Consider the following 25,889-nt stretch of genomic DNA (forward strand, 5'->3'; position numbering starts at 1 on the left):
GCAAGGTGCCAACAGCGGAGAGGCCGGAGGCGTACTGGAAGTGCGTCGAGGACCTCGGAGCTGGTGGCAACGCAGCCAGACGAAGCCTATAAACAACCGAACTAACCCGGCGTACTGATCCCTTAATCATAATTCCATACAACTTGTAGCCACCTTGGAAAGGGGGGAAACGGAATGGTAGCAGGTCTGATTGCTATCGGCGCTGGTCTGGCTGTTGGTATTGCAGCTGTTGGCGCTGGTATTGGTCAAGGTATCGCTGCTGGCAAAGCTTTTGAATCCATCGCTCGTCAGCCTGAAGTCACCGGCACTGTCCGGACCCTGTTGTTCATCGCCTTGGCATTTATGGAAACTCTGACCATCTATGGTCTGGTAGTAGCACTCATGCTGGTTACTGGCAAAATGTAAGGCGAGAACATTCAGCAGGCGGGGGAGGTCTAACCTCCTTCCGCCTGCAATGGTACCTTGACCCTCACTGAAAGGAGGCAATTGGCTAATGGAATTTAATCTCTCGACCTTTGTCTGGTCGTTTATCAACTTTTTTGTCCTCTTAGCCATTTTAAATAAATTACTCTATAAACCGATGTTGCAAATGCTGGAGGAAAGAAAGAAAACCATTTCTGAATCCATGCAACAGGCTGAGCAGGCAAGGGCCGAAGCCGAACGGATTAAGCAGGAATATGCTGAACAACTGGCTCAGGCCAAGAAGGAATCCCAGGAAATCATCGCCCGGGCTGAGCGCATGGGCGAGGAAATGAGGGAAGAGCTGGTGCGCAATGCCAGGGCTGAAGCCGATAAGGCCCTGAAAGCAGCCCAGGAAGAAATCGCTCGCGAAAAAGCCAAAGCTGTTGCCCAGCTGCGGGCTGAAGTGGCTAACCTGGCGGTGCTGGCGGCCGGCAAGGTGGTGGGCAAGTCCATCACCGTCGAGGACCATGAAAAAATGGTCAAGGAATTCATCGATGAGGTAGGGGATCTCCCATGCTAAACAAGGCAGTAGCCCGCCGCTATGCTGCCGCTTTTTTCAGCCTGGCTCTGGAAAAAGGGCTGATCGACAGCCTGGAGCAGGAGCTGGCCCAGGTAGTACAGACGGTGGAAGAGAATCCTGAATTGCAGCGTTTCCTGGACAACCCGATGGTGGTTGTGGCGGAAAAGAAGAAGCTCGTTGATGAGGTTTTCGGCGGCCGGGTGTCCGACCTGACCCTGGATTTCCTGAAGGTGGTACTGGACAAGCGGCGGGAAGCCTATCTCAAGGAAATTTACAATGAGTATGTGAAACGGGCCAATGAAGCCCGCAATCTGGTGGATGTGGAAGTTACCTCGGCCAGGGAGCTGTCCCAGTCCGACCTCACTGCCCTGGAAGCCCGCCTGGTCAAATTGACCGGCAAGCAGGTACGGATTACCACCAAGGTGGACCCGGCTCTGATTGGTGGTCTGGTGGTACGCATTGGGGACAAGGTAATCGATGGCAGTGTAACCAAGCGGCTGGAGCTCCTCCGGGAAGCTCTTTTGCAAGCATAAGTTGAAGAGTTAGGGGTGAGCGAGTACAATGTCTATCCGTCCGGAAGAAATCAGTTCTATTATTAAACAACGGATTGAACAGTACCGCACCGATGTGGCCGTTACTGATGTAGGAACGGTTATTCAGGTAGGTGACGGTATTGCCCGGGTTTATGGTCTGGAAGAATGTATGGCCGGTGAGCTGCTGGAATTCCCAGGCGGCATTTTCGGCATGGCCCTCAACCTGGAAGAGGATAATATCGGTTGCGTTATTCTCGGTCCTTACACTGGTATTAAAGAAGGCGACACCGTTAAGCGAACCGGCCGTATCGTTGAAGTACCGGTAGGCGAAGCCCTGATTGGCCGGGTGGTAAACGCCATGGGTCAGCCGATCGATGGCAAAGGCCCCATTGTCACCGACCGCTCTCGTCCAGTTGAACGGGTAGCACCTGGTGTTATTACCCGTAAATCAGTGCATCAGCCTCTGCAAACCGGTTTGAAGGCTATTGATAGTATGGTCCCCATCGGTCGGGGCCAGCGGGAGCTGATCATCGGTGACCGCCAGACCGGTAAAACTGCAGTTGCGATCGATACTATTATTAACCAGAAGAATACCGATGTAATCTGTATATATGTGGCTATTGGACAAAAAGCTTCCACTGTAGCCAACGTGGTCAAGACACTGGAAGATCACGGTGCTATGGATTACACCATCGTTGTGGCTGCTACCGCTTCTGAACCTGCACCGATGCTCTACATTGCTCCCTATGCCGGCTGCGCTATGGGTGAAGAGTTTATGGAGCAGGGCAAGCATGTGTTAATCGTCTATGATGACCTGTCCAAGCAAGCTGTGGCTTACCGGGAATTGTCCCTCTTGCTGCGCCGTCCTCCCGGCCGGGAAGCTTATCCGGGTGATGTTTTCTACCTGCATTCCCGTTTGCTGGAGCGCGCTGCTAAATTGAATGATGAACTGGGTGGCGGTTCCCTGACCGCTCTGCCGATTATCGAAACCCAGGCTGGTGACGTTTCCGCCTACATTCCGACCAACGTTATTTCCATCACTGACGGTCAGATCTTCCTGGAGTCCGACCTGTTCTATGCTGGTATCCGCCCGGCTATCAACGTCGGTCTCTCTGTATCACGGGTTGGTGGTGCCGCTCAGATCAAGGCGATGAAGCAGGTTGCCGGTACTCTGCGTCTGGACCTGGCCCAGTACCGGGAGCTGGCTGCATTCGCTCAGTTCGGTTCTGACCTGGATAAGGCCACCCAGGCCCGGCTGCTGCGGGGTGAAAAACTGGTTGAACTGTTGAAACAGCCTCAGTATAAGCCCATGGCCGTTGAAGACCAGGTTATGTCCATCTTCGCTGCCGTCAATGGCTACCTGGATGATGTGGAAACTTCCCGGGTCCTGAAGTTCGAAGAAGAATTCCTGAAGTTCATGCACAGTCAGAAGGCGGACATCGTTGAGGCCATTCGCGAACAAAAGACTCTGACTGATGAGATTAGAGAAAAACTGAAAGCCGCCATTGTCGAGTTCAAGAAGATGTTCTAAGCTGTCCCGGTCTGAATGGGACGAAAAAGGTGGTGAACAGCAGGAATGCCCAGCATGCGGGATATTAAACGACGCATCAAGAGTATCAAGAACACAGAACAGATCACCAAGGCCATGAAGATGGTGGCGGCAGCCAAGCTGCGCAAGGCCCAGGATAAAGTGTTTCAGGCCCGGCCTTATGCCAGGGAACTGGCTGGCACCTTGAGCCGGTTGGCCGGCGCGGCTCTGGACTCCACCCATCCCCTGATGGTAAAACGGGAAGTAAAGAAAGTGGCTTTTGTGGTGGTTACCGCTGACCGCGGTCTGTGTGGTGGATATAATGCCAATATCATCCGGAAAGTGCGGAGTGAAATCAGTGCTTTCAATGATGTCAGTCTGATTTGCGTAGGCCGCAAGGGCCGCGACTTTTTCCGCCGTATTGGTGTGCCCATCATTGCAGAGTTTACCGGTCTGGGGGAAGAGGCTCGCTATCAGGATGCCAAGCTGATTGCGGAGACCATTGTGGACTTATATCTTAAAGGGGAATTTGATGAAGTTTATGTCGTCTATACTGAGTTTTTCTCCGCTCTGACCCAGAGACCGAAAACCATCAAGCTCTTGCCTGTGGAGGCCCCGGCGGAAGAAGGAGCCAAAGTCGACTATATTTACGAGCCCAATGCGGAAACCGTGCTGTCGGCCTTGTTGCCCAAGTATCTCAATACCACCATGTTCAGGGCCATGCTGGAAGCCAAGGCTTCAGAACATGGTGCCCGGATGACTGCTATGGGTTCAGCAACCGACAACGCCAAGGAAATGATCGCCAAGTTAACCTTGAACTACAACCGGGCCCGGCAGGCCGCCATTACCAAGGAGATTTCCGAAATCGTGGGTGGCGCTGCCGCTCTGGAATAAACGCAAGGAGGGAAATGGCTGAATGAACGTCGGTAAAGTCAAGCAGGTTATCGGTCCCGTCGTTGACGTGGAATTCGAGCCTGGCAAGTTGCCTGCTATTTATAATGCTGTTATCATTCGCAGTGCCGACCAGGATAAGCCCACTGCTTATGATATTGATTTGACCCTGGAAGTTGCCCAGCACCTGGGGAACAATGTGGCTCGCTGTGTTGCCATGTCTTCCACCGACGGTCTGGTTCGGGGCATGAAGGCCATCGATACCGGCGCTCCTATCAGTGTGCCGGTAGGTCCTGTTACCCAGGGCCGGCTCTTCAATGTTCTGGGTAAGGTGGTTGACGGCAAGGAGCCCGTTAAATCCGATAAATACTATCCCATTCACCGTCCGGCTCCGACCTTTACCCAGCAGTCCACCAAGGCGGAAGTGCTGGAGACCGGGATCAAGGTCGTTGACCTGCTGGCCCCCTACCTGAAGGGTGGTAAGATCGGCCTCTTCGGCGGTGCCGGTGTTGGTAAGACCGTTTTGATCATGGAATTGATTAACAATATTGCCAAGCAACACGGTGGTATCTCCGTTTTCGCCGGTGTAGGTGAGCGAACCCGGGAAGGGAACGACCTCTACCATGAAATGATGGAATCCGGCGTTATCGACAAGACGGTGATGGTGTTCGGTCAGATGAACGAACCTCCGGGCGCCCGTCTGCGGGTAGGTCTGACCGGTTTGACCATGGCTGAATATTTCCGGGACGAAGAAGGCAAGGACGTGTTGCTGTTTATCGATAACATCTTCCGTTTCACCCAGGCCGGTTCCGAGGTGTCCGCTCTCTTAGGCCGGATGCCTTCTGCCGTGGGTTACCAGCCCACTCTGGCCACCGAAATGGGTGCTCTGCAGGAACGGATTACCTCTACCACTAAAGGGTCTATCACCTCCGTCCAGGCTATCTACGTGCCGGCGGACGACCTGACTGACCCTGCTCCGGCCACAACCTTCGCTCACCTGGACGCGACCACCGTTTTGTCCCGTTCCATTGCCGAGCTGGGGATTTATCCGGCTGTGGACCCGCTGGATTCCACGTCCCGGATTCTGGACCCCAATATCGTAGGTCAGGAGCATTATCAGGTAGCCCGGGGTGTGCAGAAGGTGCTGCAGCGTTATAAGGAACTGCAGGACATCATCGCTATTCTGGGTATGGACGAACTGTCCGAAGAAGACAAGCTGATCGTAGCCCGGGCCCGGAAGATTCAACGTTTCCTGTCCCAGCCCTTCTTCGTGGCTGAAGCCTTCACCGGTACTCCTGGTAAATATGTGCCTTTGAAAGAAACCATCCGTGGCTTCAAGGAAATCATTGAAGGTAAACACGATGACCTGCCGGAAGCAGCCTTCTATATGGTCGGGACCATTGAAGAAGCCGTGGAAAAGGCCAAAACCCTGTAAGGATGTGACGGAAAATGGCCGAGAATACCATTAAACTGGAAGTGGTTACCCCTGACCGCAAGGTGGTTTCCGAGGAAGTGGAGATGGTGGTAGCGCCGGCGGCCGAGGGTTACCTGGGCATTCTGGCCAACCACGCTCCCCTGATCACCAGCTTGCAGATCGGTGTCCTCAAGTACACTGCTGGTGGTCAGGAGCAGAAACTGGCCATCAGTGGCGGCTTCCTGGAGGTAAAAGATAACCGGGCGGTGGTGCTGGCTGAAGCAGCAGAACGTCCGGAAGAAATCGATGTGCAGCGGGCGCTGGCAGCTAAAGAGCGGGCCGAACGCCGTCTGGCTGAACGCTCAGCTGACATTGACATGGTGCGGGCTGAGGTTGCCTTGAAGCGAGCCCTCAACCGCCTCAAAGTTGCAGGTAAAATAGAATAGGTATCGACAACCGGCACAGTATGTGCCGGTTTGTTTTCGGAAAATAGTTCGGGTCAGAACTAATTTTAAGGGGTGGGAATATGGCTGCCAATAGAAAAACACTGCTGGTGAGTATTTTTCTGATGATGGTTGTAGTCCTGGCCGGGGTCAGCGGTTATTACTGGTATGAAAATACCTACTTTGTCAGTACGGAAGATGCCCGCGTAGCCGGAGACATAGTTAAGGTATACCCGCTGCTTGTGGCCAAACTGGCGGAAGTTAGGGCTGCCGAGGGCCAGAAAGTGGTAAAAGGAGAAGTGCTGGCCCGGCAGGAACTGAATAACCTCCCGGACAGCAGTGCGGAACAGACATTGCTGCGCGCACCGGTGGATGGCATTATTATCAGGAAGCAGGGAACAGAGGGAGAAGTGGCAACACCAGGACAGGCTGTCTTCTGGCTGGTTGACCCCCATAAACTCTATGTGTCGGCTAATATAGAGGAGACGAAGATAAGCAGGATTAAACCTGGACAACTGGTGGAAGTTACTCTCGACCTTTACCCCGGGCGGACTTTCAACGGACGGGTGCAGGAAATCGGACAGGCTACTACTGCTACCTTTTCGGTTTTACCCCAGACGACCAGCAGCAATTTTACCAAAGTTACCCAGAAAGTGCCGGTAAAAATTCAGCTCACTGACCTGGAGAATTTACAATTGATACCTGGCACCAGTGCTGTGGTTAAAATCAGGGTCAGGTGATGAATGGTGACAGGTAGAAGGATTGATAACAGCAGAAAGTGGCTGGTTCTGGCGGTGCTGGTGCTGGGAACATTTATGGCTATCCTGGATACCAGCATTGTCAATATAGCCATTCCCAAGATGATGGCCGTGTTTGGCGTAGGGACAGAGCAAATTCAGTGGGTACTTACGGCTTATATGCTGACCATGGGGGCCATTATTCCCCTGACCGGATATTTAAGCGACAGGTTTGGCAGCAAAAAAGTATATATTTGGGCCCTGATAGCCTTTACTCTGGGTTCAGCTTTTTGTGGCCTGGCCTGGAGCAACCCCTCGATGGTAGTGGCCCGGGTTATTCAGGCACTGGGTGGAGGCATGATCATGCCTGTCAGTATGAGCATCCTCTATCAGGTTATTCCCCAGCAGGAGCGGGGGTTGGCGCTGGGGATCTGGGGAATTGCCGCCATGGCGGCACCGGCTATTGGCCCAACGTTGAGCGGCTATATTGTCGAGCATCTGGACTGGCGCCTGATTTTCACCATCAATATCCCCGTCGGGATTGTGGCCGTGATTTTTTCGTTTATCCTCTTACCGGAGATACCGCGCCGCCCGGTGGGCAAGTTTGATTACCTGGGCGTACTCTTTGCTTCTGTGGGTTTGGTGTCTATTCTCTATGTTCTGGGTGAGGGGGCTTCTATTGACTGGAATGATATTAAAAACATCTTTTTACTGATTTTCGGCGGATTTTTCCTCCTGCTCTTTACGGTTAATGAATTAACCCACAGTGACCCTTTGCTGGACTTGCGGGTATTAAAAATAGGGCCTTTTACCTTGAGTATTGTGATAGCAAGCATCACTAATATCGCTTTGTTTGGCGGGATTTTTCTACTGCCACTATTTTTGCAAAATTTGCGGGGATATACGGCAATGCAGACCGGGATTATCATGTTTCCGTCGGCAGTGGCTACCGGGCTGATGATGCCCATTGGCGGTAAACTCCTGGACCGCCTTGGACCAAAACCAGTAGTGATACCAGGCCTGGCCATCCTGGCTCTGGCAACCTATGAACTGGCCCACTTATCGATGGAGACACCGCAAACCACCATTACCTGGTTGCTGGTCCTGCGGGGCCTGGGACTGGGTCTGGCCATGATGCCGGCTTCTACGGCGGGCATGAACGCGGTACCTTTGCCGCTGGTGGCCCGGGCTTCCGCTCTCTCCAACGTGGTGCGCCAGGTGGCAGGCTCACTGGGAATCACTATTCTCACCACATTTATGCAGAGAAGACAGGCTCTGCATTACAGTGAACTGGCTGCCCGGGTGACGGAATTTAATGGCCAGGAACTGTATCTATACTGGCTCTACGGCTCGGTACAGAAGGAAGCCTTGATTACAGCTATCAATGATACACTGGCACTGACGGCTGTTATCAGCTGTGTTGCCCTGTTTTTTGCCTTCTGGCTGAAAAAGGGGCAAACCCCTGCCGGCAAGGAACAGGTGATAATCAGTGAGTAAAGAAAAGCGAACTGTACAGGCAGAGGAAATTAACTTGCTCCTGAAAAGCATTATCGGGCATTTTCGCAAATTTGTCTCCAACCATATTAAAGACCTGGGTTTGACTGTTCCTCAGTTACTATTGTTGCGGGTCCTCTACCAGCAGCCGGAACAGACCCTTTCGGAATTATGCCAGCAGCTGGGATTGGCTAAAAGCACTGTTTCCGATCTGGTAGATCGCCTGGAAAAACAGGAACTGGTTGTCAAGCGTAGAGGAGAGCAGGACCGGCGCACCGTCAGGATCAGCCTGGCGGAAAAAACCATGGCTCTGGGGGAGACTATCCAGGCCATCAAAACCGACTACTGGTCTGCCTTGCTCAGTCAGCTGACACCTGCCGAAGTGGAAGAAATTTTACGGGCTCTGCGCAAGCTGCAGGGATTAATTTCTGCCTCCCCTTCTCATACTAAGGGCGAGGTGAAAGTTCATGATAACAGAGGACAAACAGGCGCAACAGGAACTGGTCCAGCTGGCCCTCAATCTGGGGGAGTTTCCTGACCAGGTATTGGTTCGTCTGACCGATGATGAAGTAAAAGCGAAAGGCATTGACCCCCGCGTTAAAGCGGCTCTACAACAGCCCGAAGCTAAAAGAATGCTATTGCGGGCCCGGCTGCTGGAGGAAGGATATAAGTACTGGGAGCTGGCAGAGCAGGCAGGGGTGGAACCGGTAGTGGTGGAAGACCCTGGCTTTCACCCTGATACGGGTTTAGTTGTGGTACGGGATTAAATTGATGTTTAAATCCTCCTTTTAGCGGGAACACTATCAGTAACGAATAGGATTCCTGAGGAGAAGGAGGAAGGCAAATGCGCAGATTTCTGGTGCTGCTGGGTCTAATATTGGCAGCGGTCTGGCTGGTAAAACACCCAGTCCTGCCTACCCTGGGACAGGGGTTGAGCGGGGAGAACAAACTGATTCTGGCTTTTCGGGAGAGCAAGGCGCGCTTTGAGGACTACACCATTAATGGCTGGGCCAGGGTGAACCGAAAATTTATGACCTTTGCGGAAATGGAGGAACTGGCCTGGCAGGCAGCAAGGGTATTTCCCTATCGGGAAGGGAACCTGCGTCTGGACAAACAGGAGGACACCGGTTTTCGCAGTTTGCGCCTGGCTGGCAAGCTGGGGGAAAAAACGGAACTGGAAATCTGGATCCAGTCCATGGCCGGGGTTAAAACCAGGATAGGCCAGGAGGAAACCGGTCAAGAAGCAGAAACTTATGCAGTTATTACTATTAAAGAACTCGGGGACCTGGATAAACTAAGTCAGGATCGGCTCACAGTGGATGCTGCTTTCAGGAGAATCGCAAGTAGTGCCAAAGTGTCCGAGGTAGTGGCCGGCTGGTTGCCCCAGCTAGTAGACCAGCAGCAGGGGCGGGAAATCGTTGCCTCTATCTTTAAGGAACTGGATGGTAAAAAAATCGAAGGGTATGAAGAAGGGGCAGTGGTCAGCTGGACCGGATACAGTAATGAACTCAAGGATAACCTGCGCCTGGGCAACCGGGTGGTTAACCTCAATGTGGCAGTTCGGACAGTGCCCGGGGAACAGCGCAGTTATCTGGTAATAGGCACCCCTTTGATTACTACCGAATATTAATAAAAATAATGCAGAAGTAGAGGAAGGAGGGGCGCCGGTGGAACGACTGGTGCTAACCGGTGGTACCCCATTATCCGGCCGGGTTCGGGTAGGAGGCGCCAAAAATGCTGTCCTGCCCATCCTGGCCGCTTGCCTCTTGACTGACCAGGTCTGCCAGCTGGAGGATGTTCCCCGGCTGGCTGATGTCCGCACCATGCTGATGGTATTAAGCCGGCTGGGGACGGAAGTGGCCTGGGTTGGACATTCTCATACCCTGGTGGTCAAGACTCCCAGGCTGGAAACGGGAGAAGCACCCTATGAATATGTACGGCAAATGCGCGCCTCTATTCTGGTGATGGGGCCGCTCCTGGCCCGATTGGGTTATGCCCGGCTTACCCTGCCGGGGGGATGTGCTATTGGGAGTCGCCCCATAGACTTGCATTTAAAGGGGTTTCAGGCACTGGGGGCAGAAGTGAGCTGGGGGCCAGGTCAAGTGGAAGTAAGATGCCAGCGCCTCAAAGGGAATACCGTCTACCTGGATTTTCCCAGTGTAGGGGCAACGGAGAATATCATGCTGGCAGCTACCCTGGCGGAAGGGACAACAATTATTGAAAACGCTGCGGAAGAACCTGAAATCGTGGACCTGGCCCTCTTTCTCAATGCCATGGGGGCCAGAATCAGCGGGGCTGGCACAGCGGTGATCAAGATCGAGGGTGTAAGTAAACTGCAGGGAGCCAGGCATACTGTCATCCCTGACCGCATTGAAGCCGGCACCTTTCTGGTGGCAGGAGCGATTACTGGCGGGGAAATAACAGTGGAAAATGTGATTGTGGAACACATCAAGCCGGTGATTGCCAAACTGCAGGAAGCAGGGGCGGAAATCACGGAGACGGCCCAGGGGCTGCAGCTAAAAGCCCCGACCCGCATTAAGGCCACTGACATCAAGACTTTGCCCTATCCCGGGTTTCCCACCGATATGCAGGCCCAGATGATGGCCATGCTGACTCTGGCTGAGGGTACCAGTGTGATTACCGAAACCGTTTTTGAAAATCGCTTTATGCATGTAGATGAACTGCGCCGCATGGGAGCGGATATTAAAATCGAGGGTCGGACCGCAGTGGTTCGCGGGGTGGAGCAGCTGTTAGGGACCCAGGTCAAGGCTACTGACCTGCGAGCGGGGGCGGCCCTGGTCCTGGCCGGGCTGGCGGCCCGGGGGGAAACGGAAGTCATCCATTTACATCATATTGACCGGGGTTATGAACGATTTGCGGAAAAGTTACAAAGACTGGGAGCTAAAATCAACCGCCTGCGCATATAATTTTCCCGGGAGGGGAAGACATGCGCAAAGGCGGTCTTTTTTTAGTTGTACGCAACTATCAAAAAAGTCATGAGCTAATTGCGCTGTCAGATAATCCTGACAGGCCAAGGGATAAGCGAAAGGTCGAAAATAAATTTACCCCAGAAAAAGTGTATAGAAAAGGGTTTTTAGCGCAAAACAAGAGGCTGAGGGAAAAATTCACCCCAGCCTCTAAATGTTGTAAAAATAGGCAAAAGGCATCCACCTGTGGTTTTCATCATTTGCCAAACACAAAAATCAAAAGGGAGAAACAGACGGTCGCCGGGATACAGAAGCGGATTATGGCAGGAAGGAATATAGAGGGGTGCACGAGAACGGTAAGACATGGGAGAAGATCGTGAAATGGTTTGGGTACAAACTGCATCTGATTGTAGACGCAACCTAGGCGGCAGATAGAGGCTATGATGATACGAAACTAATAACAAAGTGCTGGGATAAATACCGAATAAAGCCTGTTATTGACATACGTAACTTGTGGAGAGATGGGGATAAAACTAGGCTACTGACCAATTACAAGAACGTGGCCTACAATTACAAGGGCAATGTATATTGCTATTGTCCGGAAACCGGAACGCAACGAGAAATGAGTAATGGTGGTTTTGAAAAAGACAGAGGTACACTAAAGAAGTTATATCCGGCAAAGCGATACGGAATCAAGTGCCAGGGAATGGAACAGTGTTCAGTTAGTCATGGAATACGTATACCGCTAGCGGAAGACCGTCGGATATTCACGCCGATCGACCGGGCAAGTTATAAGTGGGAAAAAGAATATAAAAAACGCACAGCAGTAGAACGGGTAAATAGCAGACTCGACGTATCCTTTGGATTCGAACTGCATACCATTCGGGGCATGGCCAAAATGAAGCTGCGGTGTGGACTGGCCCTGTGTGTTATGCTAGCAATGGCGATAGGGCGAATCCGGGAAAATCAGGCAGAGAAGATGCGGAGCCTAGTAGCTTAAAAAGGAGAAGAAAAGCATCTCTAATATGGGCAAAAAGTTACAGGCCGGATGATTAAGAAGTCATTTTAGGGCTAGTGGGATTAGTGCGCCCTTTTTTAGGATTTAAAAAAAGAGAGATACCGTTATCCTTGCTAAACAACTGAATGATAATGTTTAAAAAAATTTATTTATAATATTTTTAGCAATTTTCATTCTGAAAAAGGGTACATTGCAAAAAGCATGTCATTAAAATATATTGCAAAAAAAGAAAAATAATGTTAATATGTTATTTGTAAATAAGCATATATTACAAAAAAGGAGCTTTCCTGTAATAAAAAATCTGGTCTTTGAAAAAAGAAGATACCTCGATTAGAATATGTCTGTGCCAGAGGAATGCACAATCGCTAATTCTATTGATGACTGATATTTAACGGCCGATGATGGCAGCAGCGTAAAAAAATACCCACCGCATGAGGCTATAATACGCTGCGCTCTTTTTTGCCTGTCAAGGTAGAAATTAAAATCTTATTGAGGGAGTGGTGTGTATGAAGAAAAGTCAAAGATTAATACTTTTTTTATTAACAATTATTATTTTTAATACATTAACGCCTGTATACGCAAGTGATGCCGATATTTATCGAGCAGCCCTTAATGCAGGGAAAAAGGCAAGAAAAGATCTAAAGATAGGAATAAAGAAAGGCAAAGAAAATTTTATTAAAGGAGCAATAACTGGAATTAAAAGTATAGATAAACAGTTAAAAAACGGAGAGATAAGTGCAGGCACTGTCGGAGTATTATATTTAAAAGGGCTGGTATCTGAGGAGTTTGCCAAAAAACATATGCCGCAAAGGCAATTTAAGGCATTAAAAAAAGCAACACAACAATCAGATCTAATAACGTTTTTTTCGCCTTCAAACTGGGTAGGTGATAGACCGAAAAATATACCGGAGGCTTTAAAACTAATATTTGAAAAATCAACGGATATTAAAGATTTTATTGATACTTATAGGGAATTAAAAGATGATGAAAATCCATTGAAAATCTCAGAAAAAGAATTAAATAAATTTTTAAAAAAGTGATTACAGGGTAAATATCAGGCTGCTAAGCGCATATAATTTTCCCGGGAGGGGAAGACATGCGCAAAGGCGGTCTTTTTTTATTGTTACTGACCACTATCCTGTTTTTACTGCCGATTATCATCGGCTGGATGCTGTACAGGCAGGAACCTGGTTTGCCTGGACCTGAAATCAAAATCTACAGTCACCGAGAACAAAAGGTGTTGACTCTGAGCCTGGAGGAATATGTAGTGGGTGTGGTAGGGGCAGAAATGCCGGCGGCTTTTCACCCGGAGGCTCTAAAAGCCCAGGCGGTAGCGGCCCGGACTTACGCCTGGGAAAGGCTGCAGCGGGCCGGGGAACTGGGGGATTTTGCCCATGACCATGGCGGGGCCGTCCTCTGTGATGACCCGACCCACACCATGGCCTGGCTGGAGGAAAAGGAAATACTGGCCAAATGGCCCCGCAGCCAGGCAGGACGCTATTATCAGAAAATCCGGGAAGCAGTCAGCGCTACTGCCGGACAAATACTTCTCTATCAGGGAAAACCCATTCAGGCTCTTTTTCATGCATCCTGTAGCGGGCTGGGCACGGAATCAGCGCTTGAAGTCCGGGGGCAGGATATTCCCTACCTGGCAGGAGCAGCCTGTCCGAAAACTGAGGCTCAGGATTTTCCGCCTCAGCGTCAGCGTGTACCGGCAGCCATCAGTGTCCTCAGTACCAGTCAGCATGGCACGGTGCTGCAGGCTCAGGTTAATGACCGTTCGGTAGCAGGAAGGGAGATCCGTAATCGCTTTCAGCTGCCATCAGCCCGCTTCCGGGTGCTGGAGGTAAGGGCCGGGGTAAGTTTGCTGGAAATCAGCGGTTATGGCCATGGGCTGGGGCTATGCCAGCGGGGGGCCAATCTCTGGAGCCAGCAGGGCTGGGATTATCAGCGGATATTGCAACATTATTACCAAGGGACAGAAATAAAAAAATTGTATTGACTTTCTGAAAACGTTTTCCTATAATAAAATTAGAAAGGGGGAGGGTAATGCCAGTAACGATCAAAGATGTTGCCAGAGAGGCGGGAGTATCGGTTTCTACCGTTTCCCGGGTACTAAATAACAGCAAACCGGTAAGTTCGGAAATCCGGGCCCGGGTTCTGGCGGCAGTAAATAAATTGAATTTTCAGCCCAACTCCCTGGCCCGCAGTCTGGTTCTGAAAAAAACCAGGCTGATCGGGGTTTTGGTCCCGGATATTGCTAACCCCTTTTTCCCGGTGGCTATCGCCGGGATTGAGGAAATTGCCAGTATGTATGGCTACAATATCCTGTTGTTCAACACTTTCGGGCAGATTGAGAAAGAATTGCAATATCTCAATATTTTAAAGGAAAAACAGGTAGATGGTATCATCAAAATGAGTACACAGGTTACAGAAAAACACGAGGAATATTTTGCATGCACTTCTATTCCTATGGTAGTTACCAGCAATTGTACCGAACGGGAAGATGTGCCCTGTGTAGTAATCGATGATGTGAGAGCTGCCTATGATGCTACCTCCTATCTGATTTCCCTGGGACATAAGCGAATCGGCATGATTAGCGGCCCTCTGGATGACAGTGCCGGACGGGATCGTTTTTTGGGCTATCAGCAGGCAATGCTGGAACACAAACTTAATATTGACTTCAACTTGCTCAAACAGGGGAACTTCAAGGTGGAGAGCGGCAAAAAGGCAATGGAAGAAATTTTGCGGACAGTAGCCAGAGAGGAGTTGCCAACCGCCATTTTTGCTGCCAATGATGAAATGGCGATAGGTGCTATCGGAGTGCTACTGGATAATGGGCTAGGAGTGCCGGAAGATATTTCGGTGATGGGTTTTGATGATATTTTTATTGCCCCTGTATTCCGACCGGCTTTGACCACAGTGAAGCAGCCTATATATGATATCGGGGCGGTAGCCGCCAGAAAACTGGTAAAGCTAATTGAAGGAGAAAAATTAAGTGAAACAAAGACAGTCTTGCCCTATCACATAATAGAACGTAATTCTTGCCGTAGAATATAAATTTTTTTAAGGTGTAGGAAAACGGTTTCCTAATTAGGGGGTGAGATGGCAAATAAAAAGGTGATGTTTAGTTTCATTTAAAAATCAATTTAGATGGAGGAGGAGCAGAAATGTCGAAGTGGAGAAAGGTAACCAGTATCGCCCTTGCCGCTGTCATGGCTTTTTCTCTCACTGCCTGCGGTACAGGCAAGCAAGCAGCAGAAGCACCCAAAACTGAGAACAAGCAAGCTACTGAACAACCGGCAGAAAAGGTAAAACTCATTTACGCTCGGGGTAAAGATGTCACCGGTGCTACCGAAAAAATTGTCGAGGCCTTCGAAAAGAAATACCCCAACATTGATGTGGAATTCCGGGAAATGCCGGCTGATACCGGGCAAAGCCATGACCAGTATGTAACCATGTTCAGTGCCAAATCTTCTGAAATCGATGTTTTTGACCTGGACGTAATTTGGCCTGCTGAATTCGCTCAAGCTGGCTATCTCTTGCCCCTGGATCGGTTTATTGAAAAAGATCAGATTGATATGAGTAAGTACATCAAAGGTGCTGTCGAAGCCGGTAACTACAATGGTCAGCAGTGGACCATGCCCAAGTTTATTGATACCGGTTTGCTCTACTACCGGAAAGATATCGTGAAGCAGCCGCCCAAAACCTGGGATGAGCTGATCGCTCAAGCTCGTCAGTACAAAGGGAAAGGCGGAACTCAGTTTGGCTACCTGATGCAAGCCAAGCAATATGAAGGTCTGGTCTGTAATTTTGTAGAGTTCAATGCTGCTTATGGTGGTAAGATTCTGGACGAAAATGGCAATGTAGTCATCAATAACCCCAATAGCATCAAAGCCTTAAAGAAAATGATGGAAATCGTCAAGTCTGACATTGTGCCCAGGAATATCACTACCTTTACCGAACTGGAATCTCACACTGCCTTCATTGAAGGACAGGCACCTTTCATCCGCAACTGGCCCTATATGTATGCCCTGGCCCAGGACAAAACCCAGTCCAAAGTTGTAGACAAAGTGGCTATCGCTCCGCTGCCGGCAGGGGATGCTGGTTCTGCTGCTACCCTGGGTGGCTGGATGACCGGTATTAACAAGTACACCAAACATCCCAAGGAAGCCTGGGAGTTTGTTAAGTTCATGACTGGTCCGGAAGGCCAGAAGATCACTGCTATCTATGGCGGTTCTGCTCCTACTCTGTTGCCTGTTTATGATGATCCGGAAGTGCAAAAAGCCAGCCCGCTCTTCGCCAATAAAGACTTCATTAATGGTGTAAGTGCAGCTGTGCCGCGTCCTAGTTCCCCCATCTATCCCAAGATTTCTGAAATCATCCAGATCGAAGTCTCCAAGGCTCTGGCCGGTCAGCAAACTGCTGAGCAGGCAGTTCAGAACATGGAGAAGAAAATGAAAGAGGCCATTGGCAAATAAAATACCATGAAAGCGCTGTTGAGGGAGGGATTTCCTCCTCCCTCAACAGCGGGTTTTCATGGTTTTTTTTCTCACCTGAAAGGTTGTAAAAAACAGGAAGTTGGTGAATGCGATGAAACCGGGTAAAGGCAAAGGCTTATCGGAAAAACAGATAGGTTATCTGATGGTATTGCCTGCACTCCTGATGATTACGGTTATTGCCATCTGGCCAGTGCTGCGTTCTTTCTGGCTGAGTATGTTTGATATTCGCCTCAATGACCCGGCCCGGACGGCTGTACATCTCAATTACGGGCTGGATATGGAAAGATATGTGGAAACCATGCCGGCTCTAATCCGGGTGTTAAATAAAAAGAGCGCAGAGGCAGCCGGAGAGGCTCTAACTGCCCTGACGGATTTGAAAACAGCAGCGGAAAATTTGCAAAAGGAATTGAACCGGGATCCAGAAATTGCTAAAAGATATGAAGAGATTGACAAACTGCTCTATGATTTTCAGCCTGTGCCTGAACAGTTAAAATATCTGGAAGTAAAAAAAGAACAAGCAATCTTGATTAAAACCCAGCTGGCCAGTATGCAGGAAAAAATTGATGCCTTAAGCAAAGCTAAAACCATCGAAAAACCCGAGGAAATCCTCGGTCCACTGCAGGGATTGCGGGCAGCTATGATTGAACCAAACTATCTCGGTCTAACCTACTACAAAACCTTTTTCAAGGAGCCCCGGCTCTGGGCAGCTCTATTTAATACCTTTTTCTTTACGGTTGTTTCAGTATTTATTGAACTGGTGCTGGGCCTGTGGATTGCCCTGCTGATCAATAAACAGTTTAAAGGCCGCGGACTGGTCAGGGCAGCAGTGCTGATTCCCTGGGCCATTCCCACAGTAATCTCGGCCTTAATGTGGAAATTTATGTACGATGGACAGAACGGAATCGTAGCCAGGTTTTTTGAAACCATTGGCCTGGTTAATGATATGAGTGTGTTGTTAACCACCAAATGGGGGGCTATGTTCTCGGTTATCTTTGCTGATGTGTGGAAAACTACGCCCTTTATGGCGTTACTCTTATTTGCCGGTTTGCAGACCATTCCTGACTCTCTCTATGAATCAGCGGAGGTAGAGGGGGCCAGCAAAACCCAGCAATTTTTCTACATTACTTTGCCTATGCTGAAATCCACCATTCTGGTAGCGCTCCTGTTCCGGACCCTGGATGCGTTCCGGGTCTTTGACCTGATTTATGTACTAACCGGCGGTGGCCCGGCTAACTCTACCGAAACCATTTCCATCTATGCTTACAAAACCATGTTTGCGCAGATGAATTTCGGGGCTGGTTCTGCTCTCTCGGTCATAGTCTTCCTGTGTATAGCTATTATCAGTTTGATTTTCATCAAAGTTCTCGGCGCTGACCTGATCGGCGATAATCGAGGCAGGTAGGGGGTGGCAGCAAATGATTCAGAAAAAGGCAGGGCCGTTGTTTTATCTCTTTCTGGTGGGTTTCCTGTTTGTAATTATGTTTCCCTTTTTCTGGCAGTTAGTCGCTTCCATCAAACCGCCCGGTGAACTGTTTGGAGACAGGGCATTTAATGTACTGATTGAGAATCCCACCATTGAAAACTATATCCGGGTCTTCAGTGCTCGACCCTTTGGCAGATATCTCTGGAACAGTTTCGTAGTAGCTTCCACTACCACTCTGGTCAGTATTGTTATCGCCTCAATTGCTGCCTATGCTATTGCCTGGGTAAAATTCAGCGGCAAAGCCATCGTACTGGGGATAGTGCTGGCGGTATCCATGTTCCCTCAAATCGCTACCATCTCTCCCATCTTTCTGTTTTTACAGTCGGTGGGACTAACCAATAGCTATCTGGGGCTGATTTTGCCCTATACTACTTTTGCTCTGCCGCTGGCTATCTGGAACCTGACTGCTTTCTTCCGTAAAATTCCCTACGACCTGGCTGAGGCAGCCAAAGTGGATGGAGCCAGTATCTTGCAGACTCTAACCAGAGTCTTTTTCCCGCTGGCCTTGCCCGGGATTTTTACTACAGCGATCCTGGTCTTTATTGCAGCCTGGAATGAATTTCTCTTTGCCCTGACTATCAACACTGAAGAGGCAATGAAAACGGTACCGGTAGGGATTGCCATGTTCCAGGGGCAGTATACCATGCCCTGGGGTGAGATTGCGGCAGCTTCCATTGTGGTTACCGTCCCGCTGGTAATCATGGTATTGATCTTCCAGAAACGGATTGTATCAGGCTTAACCGCAGGAGCAGTTAAAGAATGATGGGAGGAGAGGACGGATGAAAAAAGCCTGGTGGAAAGAAGCGGTTGTATATCAGATTTATCCCCGCAGTTTTATGGACAGCAATGGGGATGGCATCGGGGATTTGCGGGGAATTATCTCCAAACTGGATTATCTGCAGGAGCTGGGGGTGAATGTAATCTGGCTCTGCCCGGTTTATAAATCCCCCAATGATGATAATGGCTATGATATCAGTGATTATCGGAATATCATGACGGAATTCGGCACCCTGGCCGACTGGGAGGAACTGCTGGCCGAGGTCCATAAGCGGGGGATGAAACTGATCATGGACCTGGTGGTAAACCACACCTCGGATGAACATCCCTGGTTTATCGAATCCCGCAAGTCCAGGGATAATCCCTACCGGGATTACTACATCTGGCGGCCAGGCAAGGATGGCCGGGAACCCAACAACTGGCGTTCCTTTTTCAGCGGCTCGGCCTGGGAGTATGATGAAACAACGGGGGAATATTATCTCCACCTCTTCTCCAGAAAGCAGCCGGATTTAAACTGGGAAAATCCCCGTTTGCGGGCAGAAATCTATGAGATGATGAAATGGTGGCTGGACAAGGGGATTGACGGGTTCCGCATGGATGTGATCAATGCCATCTCCAAGGTTCCGGGTTTGCCAGATGCACCCAAACGCAGTGATGACCCCTACCAGTGGGGAACAGAGTATTTCATTAACGGGCCCCGTATTCATGAGTTCCTGCAGGAAATGAAACGGGAAGTGCTGGACCACTATGATATCATGACCGTGGGGGAAACACCCTTTGTCACTCCCGAAGATGCCATCAAATACACTCATGAGGAAAGCGGGACTCTGAATATGGTTTTCCAGTTCCAGCACATGGATGTGGATATGGCACCCAATAGCACTAAAGGGAAGTGGGAGCTCTATCCCTGGAAATTGACGGACTTGAAAAAAATCATCACCACCTGGCAAAAAGAGCTGGAAGGCAAAGGCTGGAACAGTATCTATCTGGAAAACCATGACCAGCCCCGTTCTGTCTCCCGCTTCGCTGATGATGGGGAGTATCGGGTGCCATCTGCCAAAATGCTGGCCACTTTCCTGCTCACTTTGCAGGGTACACCCTACATTTATCAGGGTCAGGAAATCGGCATGACCAATGTCAAATTCGATTCCATTGAAGACTACCGGGATATTGAAACCCTGAATATGTACCGGGAGGAACTGGCGAAAGGAAGTAAGCCGGAGGAAATTCTGCCCTTGATTCATGCCAAGGGCCGGGATAATGCCCGTACCCCCATGCAGTGGGATGCCAGTGAAAATGCGGGCTTTACCGGTGGTCAGCCCTGGATCAAAGTCAACCCCAACTACCGGGAAATCAATGTGGCCCAGGCCTTAATGGACCCCGATTCCGTATTTCACTATTACAAGCGCTTGATTCGCCTGCGCAAGGAAATGCCGGTTTTCGTATATGGTACCTATGACTTGCTGCTGCCTGAAGATGAACAAATCTATGCTTATACCAGAACCATGGGAGAAGAAAAACTGCTGGTGGTGCTGAACTTCTCCGCGGCTACCCCTCTTTTCACCATGCCGACAGAACTGGAGCGGTTTAGCCAGCGGCAATTGCTGATTGCCAGCTACCCGGTAAGCGATGAGGAAAGCAGGGAATTCCGGCTCCGTCCGTATGAAGCCAGGGTTTACTGGTTCAGTTATGGCACAGACAGGAGGTAATGGCGATGGCCAAAGTCCGATTTGAACATATCTACAAGCGCTATGGCCAGCAAACCATTGTTAAGGATTTCAATCTCGAAATCAAGGATAAGGAATTTCTGGTGTTTGTCGGTCCTTCCGGTTGTGGTAAATCCACTACCCTGCGCATGGTGGCCGGTCTGGAGGAAATTTCCGAAGGCAATCTATATATTGACGACCGGCTGGTCAATCATTTGCCACCGAAAGAACGGGATGTGGCCATGGTATTTCAGAACTATGCCCTCTATCCCCATATGAATGTTTATGAGAACATGGCTTTTGGATTGAAATTGCGGAATGTACCCAAAGAGGAAATCGACCGCCGGGTGCGAGAGGCAGCCCGCATTTTGCAGATCGAACATTTGCTGGACCGCAAGCCCAAAGCCCTCTCCGGCGGACAGAGACAGCGGGTAGCTATGGGACGGGCCATTGTGCGGGAACCCAAAGTCTTCCTGATGGATGAGCCCCTTTCCAACCTGGATGCCAAACTGCGGGTGCAGATGCGGACGGAAATCATCAAACTGCACCGGCGGCTGGAGTCCACTATCATTTATGTTACCCATGACCAGACGGAAGCGATGACCATGGGTGACCGCATTGTGGTGATGAAGGATGGGGTGATCCAGCAGGTGGATACACCTTTAAATCTCTATCACCATCCCTGTAATAAATTTGTTGCCGGGTTTATCGGTTCTCCGGCCATGAATTTCCTGGAATGTACCGTTAAACTGGAAGGTGAGACGGTCTCCCTGAATTTCGGTAATTTCGAGCTGGCAGTGCCCCAGGGGAAAGGGGAAAAATTGCAGAAGTATATTAATCAGCGGATAATTTTCGGGATCCGGCCCGAGGACATTCACGATGAGGCGGTGGTGCTGGAAGCATATCCCCACAGCCAGGTGGAAGCGGTCATTGATGTGGTAGAACTGATGGGGGCTGAAACTTATCTCTATCTTTCTGCCGGCACCCATAACTTTACCGCCCGCCTGGATGGTCGTTCCCAGTATCGGGCCGGGGAAAAAGTACGGCTGGCCATTGATATGAACAAAATGCATGCCTTTGATAAAGAAACCGAAGAAGCGATTTTGTAAAGCGGGTGACTGCTAATGATAGTTTGTATCGGCGAGGCTTTAATAGATTTTGTGCCTGCTGTTTCCGGGCAGGCCCTGCGGGATGTGGAAACCTTCAGTAAAAAAGCCGGAGGAGCTCCCGCCAATGTAGCTGCCGGCATTGCCAAACTGGGGGGTAAAGCGGCCTTTATTGGCAAAGTGGGAGCTGATGAATTCGGCCGCTTCCTGGAGAAAACCCTGGCGGAACTGGGGGTTGATACCAGCGGAATGCTGTTTTCCGAGGAGGCCAACACCGGCCTGGCCTTTGTTTCCCTGCGGGCTGACGGGGAGCGGGATTTCCTCTTTTACCGCCGCCCCAGTGCCGATATGCTGCTACGGCCCGAGGAAATCCGGGAGGACCTGTTAGCCCGGGCCCGGATTGTTCACTTCGGTTCCGGCACTCTGATCAACGAACCGGCGGCTTCTGCCACTCTGGCAGCGGTAAAACGGGCTAAAGAGCTGGGGGCGTTAGTTGCTTTTGATCCCAATCTCCGCCTCAACCTCTGGCCTTCAGCTGAAATGGCCCGGGAGCGGATTCTGGCAGCCCTGCCACTGGCTGACCTGGTCAAGGTCAGTGAAGAAGAGCTGGAGTTTCTTTCTGGCCATGCGGGGGAGAACCGGGAGGCAGCCTGCCAGCAGCTGCTGGCTGCTGGACCCCGTCTGGTGGTGGTAACCCTGGGGGCGAAAGGCGCCTTGCTCTGCAGCCGGGAGCAGGTACTGCAGCTGAATGGGTTTGAGGTGACGGCCATTGATACCACCGGGGCTGGAGATGCCTTCTGGGCAGCTTTTCTCACCCGGCTGGAGGAAATGCTGGTAACCGGACGGCAACTGTCCGGACTAACTGAAGGGGAGTGGCAGGAGGTCCTGACCTTTGCCAACCGGGTAGGGGCGCTGACCACTACCCGGCCGGGGGCAATTGCTGCTATACCCACCCGGGCGGAGGTGGAGGCAGAACTGGCAGCAGCTCCTGTAACTAGTGCAGACTACATTCGTCAGGTGACTGTTGAGCTGCCGGAAGGGCTGCTGGGAAGAAGCGCTGCTCTATTTGTCCAAACAGCCGGAAAATATGAGGCGTTATTGAAAATAGGCTACCAGAATAAACTGGTGGATGCCAAAAGTATTCTCGGGGTGATGGTGCTGGGGGTGCGACCAGGGGAACAGGTAACTCTGTATGCCGACGGCCCGGAAGCAGCCGAAGCCCTGGAAACACTGACTTCTTTCTTACAAGGCAAGACAGGGAGCGAAAGTTGAGATGAAACAACAGACAGCAACACCGATTTACCCCCTCGATGAATGGAAGATCATTGAAGAGAGATTCCGACCTGAATATAATCTACGCAATGAATCCATCTTCGCCACCGGCAATGGCTATATCGGGATGCGGGGAAATTTTGAAGAAGGCTATGAGGGCCCGGAAGGGACCTCGGTGAATGGCACCTATCTGAATGGTTTTTTTGATTCAGAGCCCATTATTTACGGGGAAGAAGCTTATGGCTATGCCAGAAACCGGCAAACCATGCTGAATGTAACCGATGGCAAAATCATGCAGGTATTGGTGGATGACCAGCCTTTCAGTCTCTTTCGTGGGCGCATTCTGGCTTACCGGCGGGAACTGGATTTAAAGACCGGTTTGCTTACCCGTGAGGTGACCTGGGAGGCCCCTGCAGGCCAGCAGGTACGCTTGCGCTTTCAACGTCTGGTATCATTACAACGTAAACACCTGGCGGCTCTGACCTGTGAAGTGGAAGCTCTCAACTTTAATGGGGAAATTACCTTTATCTCCGCTCTGAATGGAGAGGTGCGCAACCAGGTCAGCAAGGGGGACCCCCGCACCGGTTCCGGTTTTCAGGGACAGGTCCTTTTGACGGAAGGGAAAGGGGCTGAGGGTGACTTTGCCGCCCTCCGTCAACGAACCAAAACTACCGCCTTTGCCCTGGTCTGTGCTATGGAAAATGCGATAGAGGCCAGCCGGGAAGGAAAGCGGGAAAAGGTTGAAGCAGAGCAACTGGTGGGCTTTCGTTATACCCTGCCGGTGAAGCAGGGGGAAAAAGTGAGACTGGAGAAATATTTGGCCTATTATACCTCCCGGGATTATCCGGAAGGGGAATTGCTGACTCGCGCTCAGGCAACTGTAGAGGAAGCTAGGAACCTCGGCTTTACTGCCCTGGCAGAGGAGCAACGCCAGTATCTGGCTGCTTTTTGGCAAGTAGCAGATATTGAAATTAAAGGTGATGCCGCCCTGCAGCAGGGACTGCGTTTCAATGCCTTCCAGCTGCTGCAATCCGCTGGCCGGGATGGCAGGACCAATATCGGAGCCAAAGGTCTGACTGGTGAAGGCTACGAAGGCCACTATTTCTGGGATACGGAAATCTATATTCTGCCCTTTTTCCTCTATACCAGTCCGGAAATTGCCCGGTCGCTGCTGGCCTATCGCTATCACATTCTGAACAAAGCCCGGGAGCGGGCCCGGCAAATGTCCCAGCGGGGGGCCCTCTTCCCCTGGCGGACCATTGATGGGGAAGAGACTTCCGCTTACTATCCGGCCGGTACTGCCCAGTATCATATCAATGCTGCCGTCATCTATGCCCTGAAAAAATATCTGCAGGCCACCGGGGATCTGGAGTTTTTCCTGCAGGCCGGGGCGGAAATGCTGTTTGAAACCGCCCGCTTCTGGGTGGACCTGGGAGATTATATCCCCAGAAAAGGCAACCGCTTCTGTATCAACGGGGTAACCGGCCCGGATGAGTATACAGCCATTGTCAATAACAACGCCTATACCAACCTGATGGCCAAAGACCATCTGGAGTTCGCTGCCCGCATGGCGAACTGGTTGCAGAGGGAATATCCGGAGCAGTACCAGGTCCTGGCGGCCAAAATCGGGCTTCAGCCTGAGGAAGTGGCGGCATGGCAGCGAGCAGCCGGGCTTATGTACCTTCCCTATGATGAAGAACTGGGCATTCTGGCCCAGGATGATTCCTTCCTGGACAAGGCGGTCTGGGATTTTGCCGGCACTCCGGCTGATAAATACCCCTTGTTGCTCCACTATCACCCCCTGGTGATTTATCGCCATCAGGTGCTGAAGCAGGCTGATGTGGTACTGGCCCTCTTCCTGCAGGGCAACCGTTTCTCCCTGGCGGAGAAAAAGCGCAACTATGATTATTACGAGCCCCTGACCACCCATGATTCATCTCTCTCGCCCTGTATTTACAGCATCATGGCGGCTGAGATCGGGTACAAGGACAAGGCTTATCATTATTTTATGCAGACCGCCCGCCTGGATCTGGATGATTACCATGGCAATGTCAAGGATGGTCTGCATATGGCGGCCATGGCCGGGGCCCGCCTGGCCCTGGTCTGCGGTTTTGGCGGCATGCGGGAATATGACGGCAAGCTTTACTTTAATCCCATTATACCGGAGAAATGGGAGGGCTATAGCTTCAAAGTCCGGTTCCAGCACCGCCTGTTGCAGGTGCAGGTGACAGCCGAAGAGGCAGTCTATACTTTACTGACAGGAGAACCCCTGACCATCTACCATCGACAGCAGGAGCTGCAGCTGCTCGCTGGTCGGCCGGTGGCGGTCAGTATCAAGCCCCGCCTGGAGGCGGTGATTTTTGACCTGGATGGGGTAATCACTGATACCGCCGAATACCACTACCTGGCCTGGAAGCGGCTGGCCGAGGAGCTGGGGCTGGCCTTTGACCGGGCCCTGAATGAACAGCTGAAAGGGATTGGCCGCAAGGAATCCCTGGAGATTATCCTGCAGGCCAATGGCAAAACCGCGGCGGAAGCGGAAAAGGAAGAGTGGATCGCCAGGAAAAACCGGTATTATCTGGAGCTGCTAGAGCAGCTAACGTCGGCGGCGGTGGCACCAGGGGTGCTGGCCCTGCTGCAGGAGTTGAAGGCTCATGGGATCAAGATCGCTCTGGCTTCAGCCAGCAAAAATGCGCCGCTGGTGCTGGAGAAACTGCAACTGACCCGGTATTTTGATGTAATTGTAGATGCGGGCGCAGTAAAAAAAGGCAAACCCGATCCGGAGATTTTCCTGACCGCTGCCGAACAGCTGCAGGTGCATGGGGGAAACTGTCTGGGAATCGAGGATGCTGCAGCCGGGATTGCTGCTATCAAGGCTGCCGGGATGGTAGCGGTCGGTGTAGGCGATAAGGCAACTCTCCCGGCAGCGGATCTGGTAGTCAAAACAATGAATGAACTGAATTTGTCTAAACTGCAAGCATGCTTTACAGGTGTCCGTTAAGGCACCTGTTTTTCTTTTGCTTTATGTTTAAGAGATATAAAAAAAGGGAAAAATCAAGGATAAGGAGGTGGTTTT

Annotated in this window: 25 protein-coding genes; all 25 read left to right on the forward strand. The window is 50.9% G+C overall.

Annotated features, from left to right (window positions below; all coding sequences use genetic code 11):
• Positions 1-174 precede the first annotated feature (174 nt).
• The 25 genes from atpE to pgmB all read left to right on the forward strand — a co-directional run bounded on the left by atpE (position 175) and on the right by pgmB (position 25,814).
• Complete coding sequence (gene atpE, locus CTH_RS01755; protein WP_078666125.1) at positions 175-405, forward strand: ATP synthase F0 subunit C; 231 nt, start codon at positions 175-177, stop codon at positions 403-405.
• An 88-nt stretch (positions 406-493) separates the two neighbouring features.
• Positions 494-982, forward strand: coding sequence for a F0F1 ATP synthase subunit B (atpF, locus tag CTH_RS01760; RefSeq protein WP_078666124.1), 489 nt, complete (start codon positions 494-496; stop codon positions 980-982).
• A complete protein-coding gene (locus CTH_RS01765; RefSeq protein WP_078666123.1) occupies positions 976-1,515 on the forward strand; it encodes a F0F1 ATP synthase subunit delta in 540 nt (179 codons plus the stop codon). The genes atpF and CTH_RS01765 overlap by 7 nt, the downstream gene beginning before the upstream one ends.
• 28 nt (positions 1,516-1,543) lie before the next feature.
• On the forward strand, positions 1,544-3,046 hold the full coding sequence (gene atpA / locus CTH_RS01770; protein ID WP_107752836.1) for a F0F1 ATP synthase subunit alpha: 1,503 nt from the start codon (positions 1,544-1,546) through the stop codon (positions 3,044-3,046).
• Positions 3,047-3,091: 45 nt separating this feature from the next.
• Complete coding sequence (gene atpG / locus CTH_RS01775) at positions 3,092-3,937, forward strand: ATP synthase F1 subunit gamma (RefSeq protein ID WP_078666121.1); 846 nt, start codon at positions 3,092-3,094, stop codon at positions 3,935-3,937.
• A 22-nt stretch (positions 3,938-3,959) separates the two neighbouring features.
• Complete coding sequence (gene atpD / locus CTH_RS01780) at positions 3,960-5,369, forward strand: F0F1 ATP synthase subunit beta (protein WP_107752838.1); 1,410 nt, start codon at positions 3,960-3,962, stop codon at positions 5,367-5,369.
• 14 nt (positions 5,370-5,383) lie between these two features.
• A complete protein-coding gene (locus tag CTH_RS01785; RefSeq protein WP_079906806.1) occupies positions 5,384-5,794 on the forward strand; it encodes a F0F1 ATP synthase subunit epsilon in 411 nt (136 codons plus the stop codon).
• Positions 5,795-5,874: 80 nt separating this feature from the next.
• Positions 5,875-6,531, forward strand: a complete 657-nt coding sequence (locus CTH_RS01790) for an HlyD family secretion protein (RefSeq protein ID WP_078666118.1) — start codon at positions 5,875-5,877, stop codon at positions 6,529-6,531.
• Positions 6,532-6,534: 3 nt separating this feature from the next.
• Positions 6,535-8,025 carry a DHA2 family efflux MFS transporter permease subunit gene (locus CTH_RS01795; protein ID WP_079906803.1) on the forward strand — a complete coding sequence of 497 codons (1,491 nt, stop codon included), beginning with the start codon at positions 6,535-6,537 and terminating at the stop codon, positions 8,023-8,025.
• Entirely contained in the window at positions 8,018-8,560 is a 543-nt protein-coding gene (locus CTH_RS01800; RefSeq protein WP_078666116.1) for a MarR family winged helix-turn-helix transcriptional regulator, read from the forward strand. The genes CTH_RS01795 and CTH_RS01800 overlap by 8 nt, the downstream gene beginning before the upstream one ends.
• Entirely contained in the window at positions 8,490-8,789 is a 300-nt protein-coding gene (locus CTH_RS01805) for a DUF1694 domain-containing protein (RefSeq protein WP_078666115.1), read from the forward strand. The genes CTH_RS01800 and CTH_RS01805 overlap by 71 nt, the downstream gene beginning before the upstream one ends.
• A 77-nt stretch (positions 8,790-8,866) precedes the next feature.
• Positions 8,867-9,652 (forward strand): YwmB family TATA-box binding protein, encoded by a 786-nt coding sequence (locus tag CTH_RS01810; RefSeq protein WP_107752840.1) that lies wholly within the window; start codon positions 8,867-8,869, stop codon positions 9,650-9,652.
• Positions 9,653-9,689: 37 nt separating this feature from the next.
• Positions 9,690-10,949, forward strand: coding sequence for a UDP-N-acetylglucosamine 1-carboxyvinyltransferase (gene murA / locus CTH_RS01815; RefSeq protein ID WP_078666113.1), 1,260 nt, complete (start codon positions 9,690-9,692; stop codon positions 10,947-10,949).
• Between the two features lie 20 nt (positions 10,950-10,969).
• On the forward strand, positions 10,970-11,329 hold the full coding sequence (locus CTH_RS14325) for a hypothetical protein (protein ID WP_174183019.1): 360 nt from the start codon (positions 10,970-10,972) through the stop codon (positions 11,327-11,329).
• 242 nt (positions 11,330-11,571) lie between these two features.
• Complete coding sequence (locus tag CTH_RS14330) at positions 11,572-11,949, forward strand: transposase (protein ID WP_318262728.1); 378 nt, start codon at positions 11,572-11,574, stop codon at positions 11,947-11,949.
• Positions 11,950-12,473: 524 nt separating this feature from the next.
• A complete protein-coding gene (locus tag CTH_RS01825; RefSeq protein WP_078665223.1) occupies positions 12,474-13,007 on the forward strand; it encodes a hypothetical protein in 534 nt (177 codons plus the stop codon).
• Positions 13,008-13,063: 56 nt separating this feature from the next.
• Positions 13,064-13,969: a SpoIID/LytB domain-containing protein gene (locus CTH_RS01830; RefSeq protein WP_107752842.1), complete on the forward strand. Its 906-nt coding sequence runs from the start codon at positions 13,064-13,066 to the stop codon at positions 13,967-13,969.
• A gap of 47 nt (positions 13,970-14,016) precedes the next feature.
• Positions 14,017-15,027, forward strand: coding sequence for a LacI family DNA-binding transcriptional regulator (locus tag CTH_RS01835; protein ID WP_107752844.1), 1,011 nt, complete (start codon positions 14,017-14,019; stop codon positions 15,025-15,027).
• A gap of 110 nt (positions 15,028-15,137) precedes the next feature.
• Positions 15,138-16,448 carry an ABC transporter substrate-binding protein gene (locus CTH_RS01840; RefSeq protein WP_079906664.1) on the forward strand — a complete coding sequence of 437 codons (1,311 nt, stop codon included), beginning with the start codon at positions 15,138-15,140 and terminating at the stop codon, positions 16,446-16,448.
• A 112-nt stretch (positions 16,449-16,560) separates the two neighbouring features.
• Positions 16,561-17,871 carry a carbohydrate ABC transporter permease gene (locus tag CTH_RS01845; RefSeq protein ID WP_079933535.1) on the forward strand — a complete coding sequence of 437 codons (1,311 nt, stop codon included), beginning with the start codon at positions 16,561-16,563 and terminating at the stop codon, positions 17,869-17,871.
• A gap of 13 nt (positions 17,872-17,884) precedes the next feature.
• Positions 17,885-18,715: a carbohydrate ABC transporter permease gene (locus CTH_RS01850; protein ID WP_200803472.1), complete on the forward strand. Its 831-nt coding sequence runs from the start codon at positions 17,885-17,887 to the stop codon at positions 18,713-18,715.
• A 16-nt stretch (positions 18,716-18,731) separates the two neighbouring features.
• Positions 18,732-20,438 (forward strand): glycoside hydrolase family 13 protein, encoded by a 1,707-nt coding sequence (locus tag CTH_RS01855; RefSeq protein ID WP_107752846.1) that lies wholly within the window; start codon positions 18,732-18,734, stop codon positions 20,436-20,438.
• A 5-nt stretch (positions 20,439-20,443) separates the two neighbouring features.
• Positions 20,444-21,544, forward strand: coding sequence for an ABC transporter ATP-binding protein (locus CTH_RS01860; protein WP_107752848.1), 1,101 nt, complete (start codon positions 20,444-20,446; stop codon positions 21,542-21,544).
• A gap of 15 nt (positions 21,545-21,559) precedes the next feature.
• Positions 21,560-22,813: a PfkB family carbohydrate kinase gene (locus CTH_RS01865; protein ID WP_318262729.1), complete on the forward strand. Its 1,254-nt coding sequence runs from the start codon at positions 21,560-21,562 to the stop codon at positions 22,811-22,813.
• A gap of 1 nt (position 22,814) precedes the next feature.
• The gene (gene pgmB, locus CTH_RS01870; protein ID WP_107752850.1) at positions 22,815-25,814 is read left to right on the forward strand and encodes a beta-phosphoglucomutase; all 3,000 of its coding nucleotides are present in this window, start codon (positions 22,815-22,817) and stop codon (positions 25,812-25,814) included.
• Positions 25,815-25,889 lie beyond the last annotated feature (75 nt).

This window comes from Carboxydocella thermautotrophica, from assembly GCA_003054495.1.
Taxonomy (GTDB): domain Bacteria; phylum Bacillota.

Coding starts and splice junctions, on each gene's coding strand:
- atpE (WP_078666125.1), top strand. CDS start 175: ATGGTAGCAGGTCTGATTGCTATCGGCGCTGGTCTGGCTGTTGGTATT.
- atpF (WP_078666124.1), top strand. CDS start 494: ATGGAATTTAATCTCTCGACCTTTGTCTGGTCGTTTATCAACTTTTTT.
- CTH_RS01765 (WP_078666123.1), top strand. CDS start 976: ATGCTAAACAAGGCAGTAGCCCGCCGCTATGCTGCCGCTTTTTTCAGC.
- atpA (WP_107752836.1), top strand. CDS start 1,544: ATGTCTATCCGTCCGGAAGAAATCAGTTCTATTATTAAACAACGGATT.
- atpG (WP_078666121.1), top strand. CDS start 3,092: ATGCCCAGCATGCGGGATATTAAACGACGCATCAAGAGTATCAAGAAC.
- atpD (WP_107752838.1), top strand. CDS start 3,960: ATGAACGTCGGTAAAGTCAAGCAGGTTATCGGTCCCGTCGTTGACGTG.
- CTH_RS01785 (WP_079906806.1), top strand. CDS start 5,384: ATGGCCGAGAATACCATTAAACTGGAAGTGGTTACCCCTGACCGCAAG.
- CTH_RS01790 (WP_078666118.1), top strand. CDS start 5,875: ATGGCTGCCAATAGAAAAACACTGCTGGTGAGTATTTTTCTGATGATG.
- CTH_RS01795 (WP_079906803.1), top strand. CDS start 6,535: ATGGTGACAGGTAGAAGGATTGATAACAGCAGAAAGTGGCTGGTTCTG.
- CTH_RS01805 (WP_078666115.1), top strand. CDS start 8,490: ATGATAACAGAGGACAAACAGGCGCAACAGGAACTGGTCCAGCTGGCC.
- CTH_RS01810 (WP_107752840.1), top strand. CDS start 8,867: ATGCGCAGATTTCTGGTGCTGCTGGGTCTAATATTGGCAGCGGTCTGG.
- CTH_RS14325 (WP_174183019.1), top strand. CDS start 10,970: ATGCGCAAAGGCGGTCTTTTTTTAGTTGTACGCAACTATCAAAAAAGT.
- CTH_RS14330 (WP_318262728.1), top strand. CDS start 11,572: ATGAGTAATGGTGGTTTTGAAAAAGACAGAGGTACACTAAAGAAGTTA.
- CTH_RS01825 (WP_078665223.1), top strand. CDS start 12,474: ATGAAGAAAAGTCAAAGATTAATACTTTTTTTATTAACAATTATTATT.
- CTH_RS01830 (WP_107752842.1), top strand. CDS start 13,064: ATGCGCAAAGGCGGTCTTTTTTTATTGTTACTGACCACTATCCTGTTT.
- CTH_RS01835 (WP_107752844.1), top strand. CDS start 14,017: ATGCCAGTAACGATCAAAGATGTTGCCAGAGAGGCGGGAGTATCGGTT.
- CTH_RS01840 (WP_079906664.1), top strand. CDS start 15,138: ATGTCGAAGTGGAGAAAGGTAACCAGTATCGCCCTTGCCGCTGTCATG.
- CTH_RS01845 (WP_079933535.1), top strand. CDS start 16,561: ATGAAACCGGGTAAAGGCAAAGGCTTATCGGAAAAACAGATAGGTTAT.
- CTH_RS01850 (WP_200803472.1), top strand. CDS start 17,885: ATGATTCAGAAAAAGGCAGGGCCGTTGTTTTATCTCTTTCTGGTGGGT.
- CTH_RS01855 (WP_107752846.1), top strand. CDS start 18,732: ATGAAAAAAGCCTGGTGGAAAGAAGCGGTTGTATATCAGATTTATCCC.
- CTH_RS01860 (WP_107752848.1), top strand. CDS start 20,444: ATGGCCAAAGTCCGATTTGAACATATCTACAAGCGCTATGGCCAGCAA.
- CTH_RS01865 (WP_318262729.1), top strand. CDS start 21,560: ATGATAGTTTGTATCGGCGAGGCTTTAATAGATTTTGTGCCTGCTGTT.
- pgmB (WP_107752850.1), top strand. CDS start 22,815: ATGAAACAACAGACAGCAACACCGATTTACCCCCTCGATGAATGGAAG.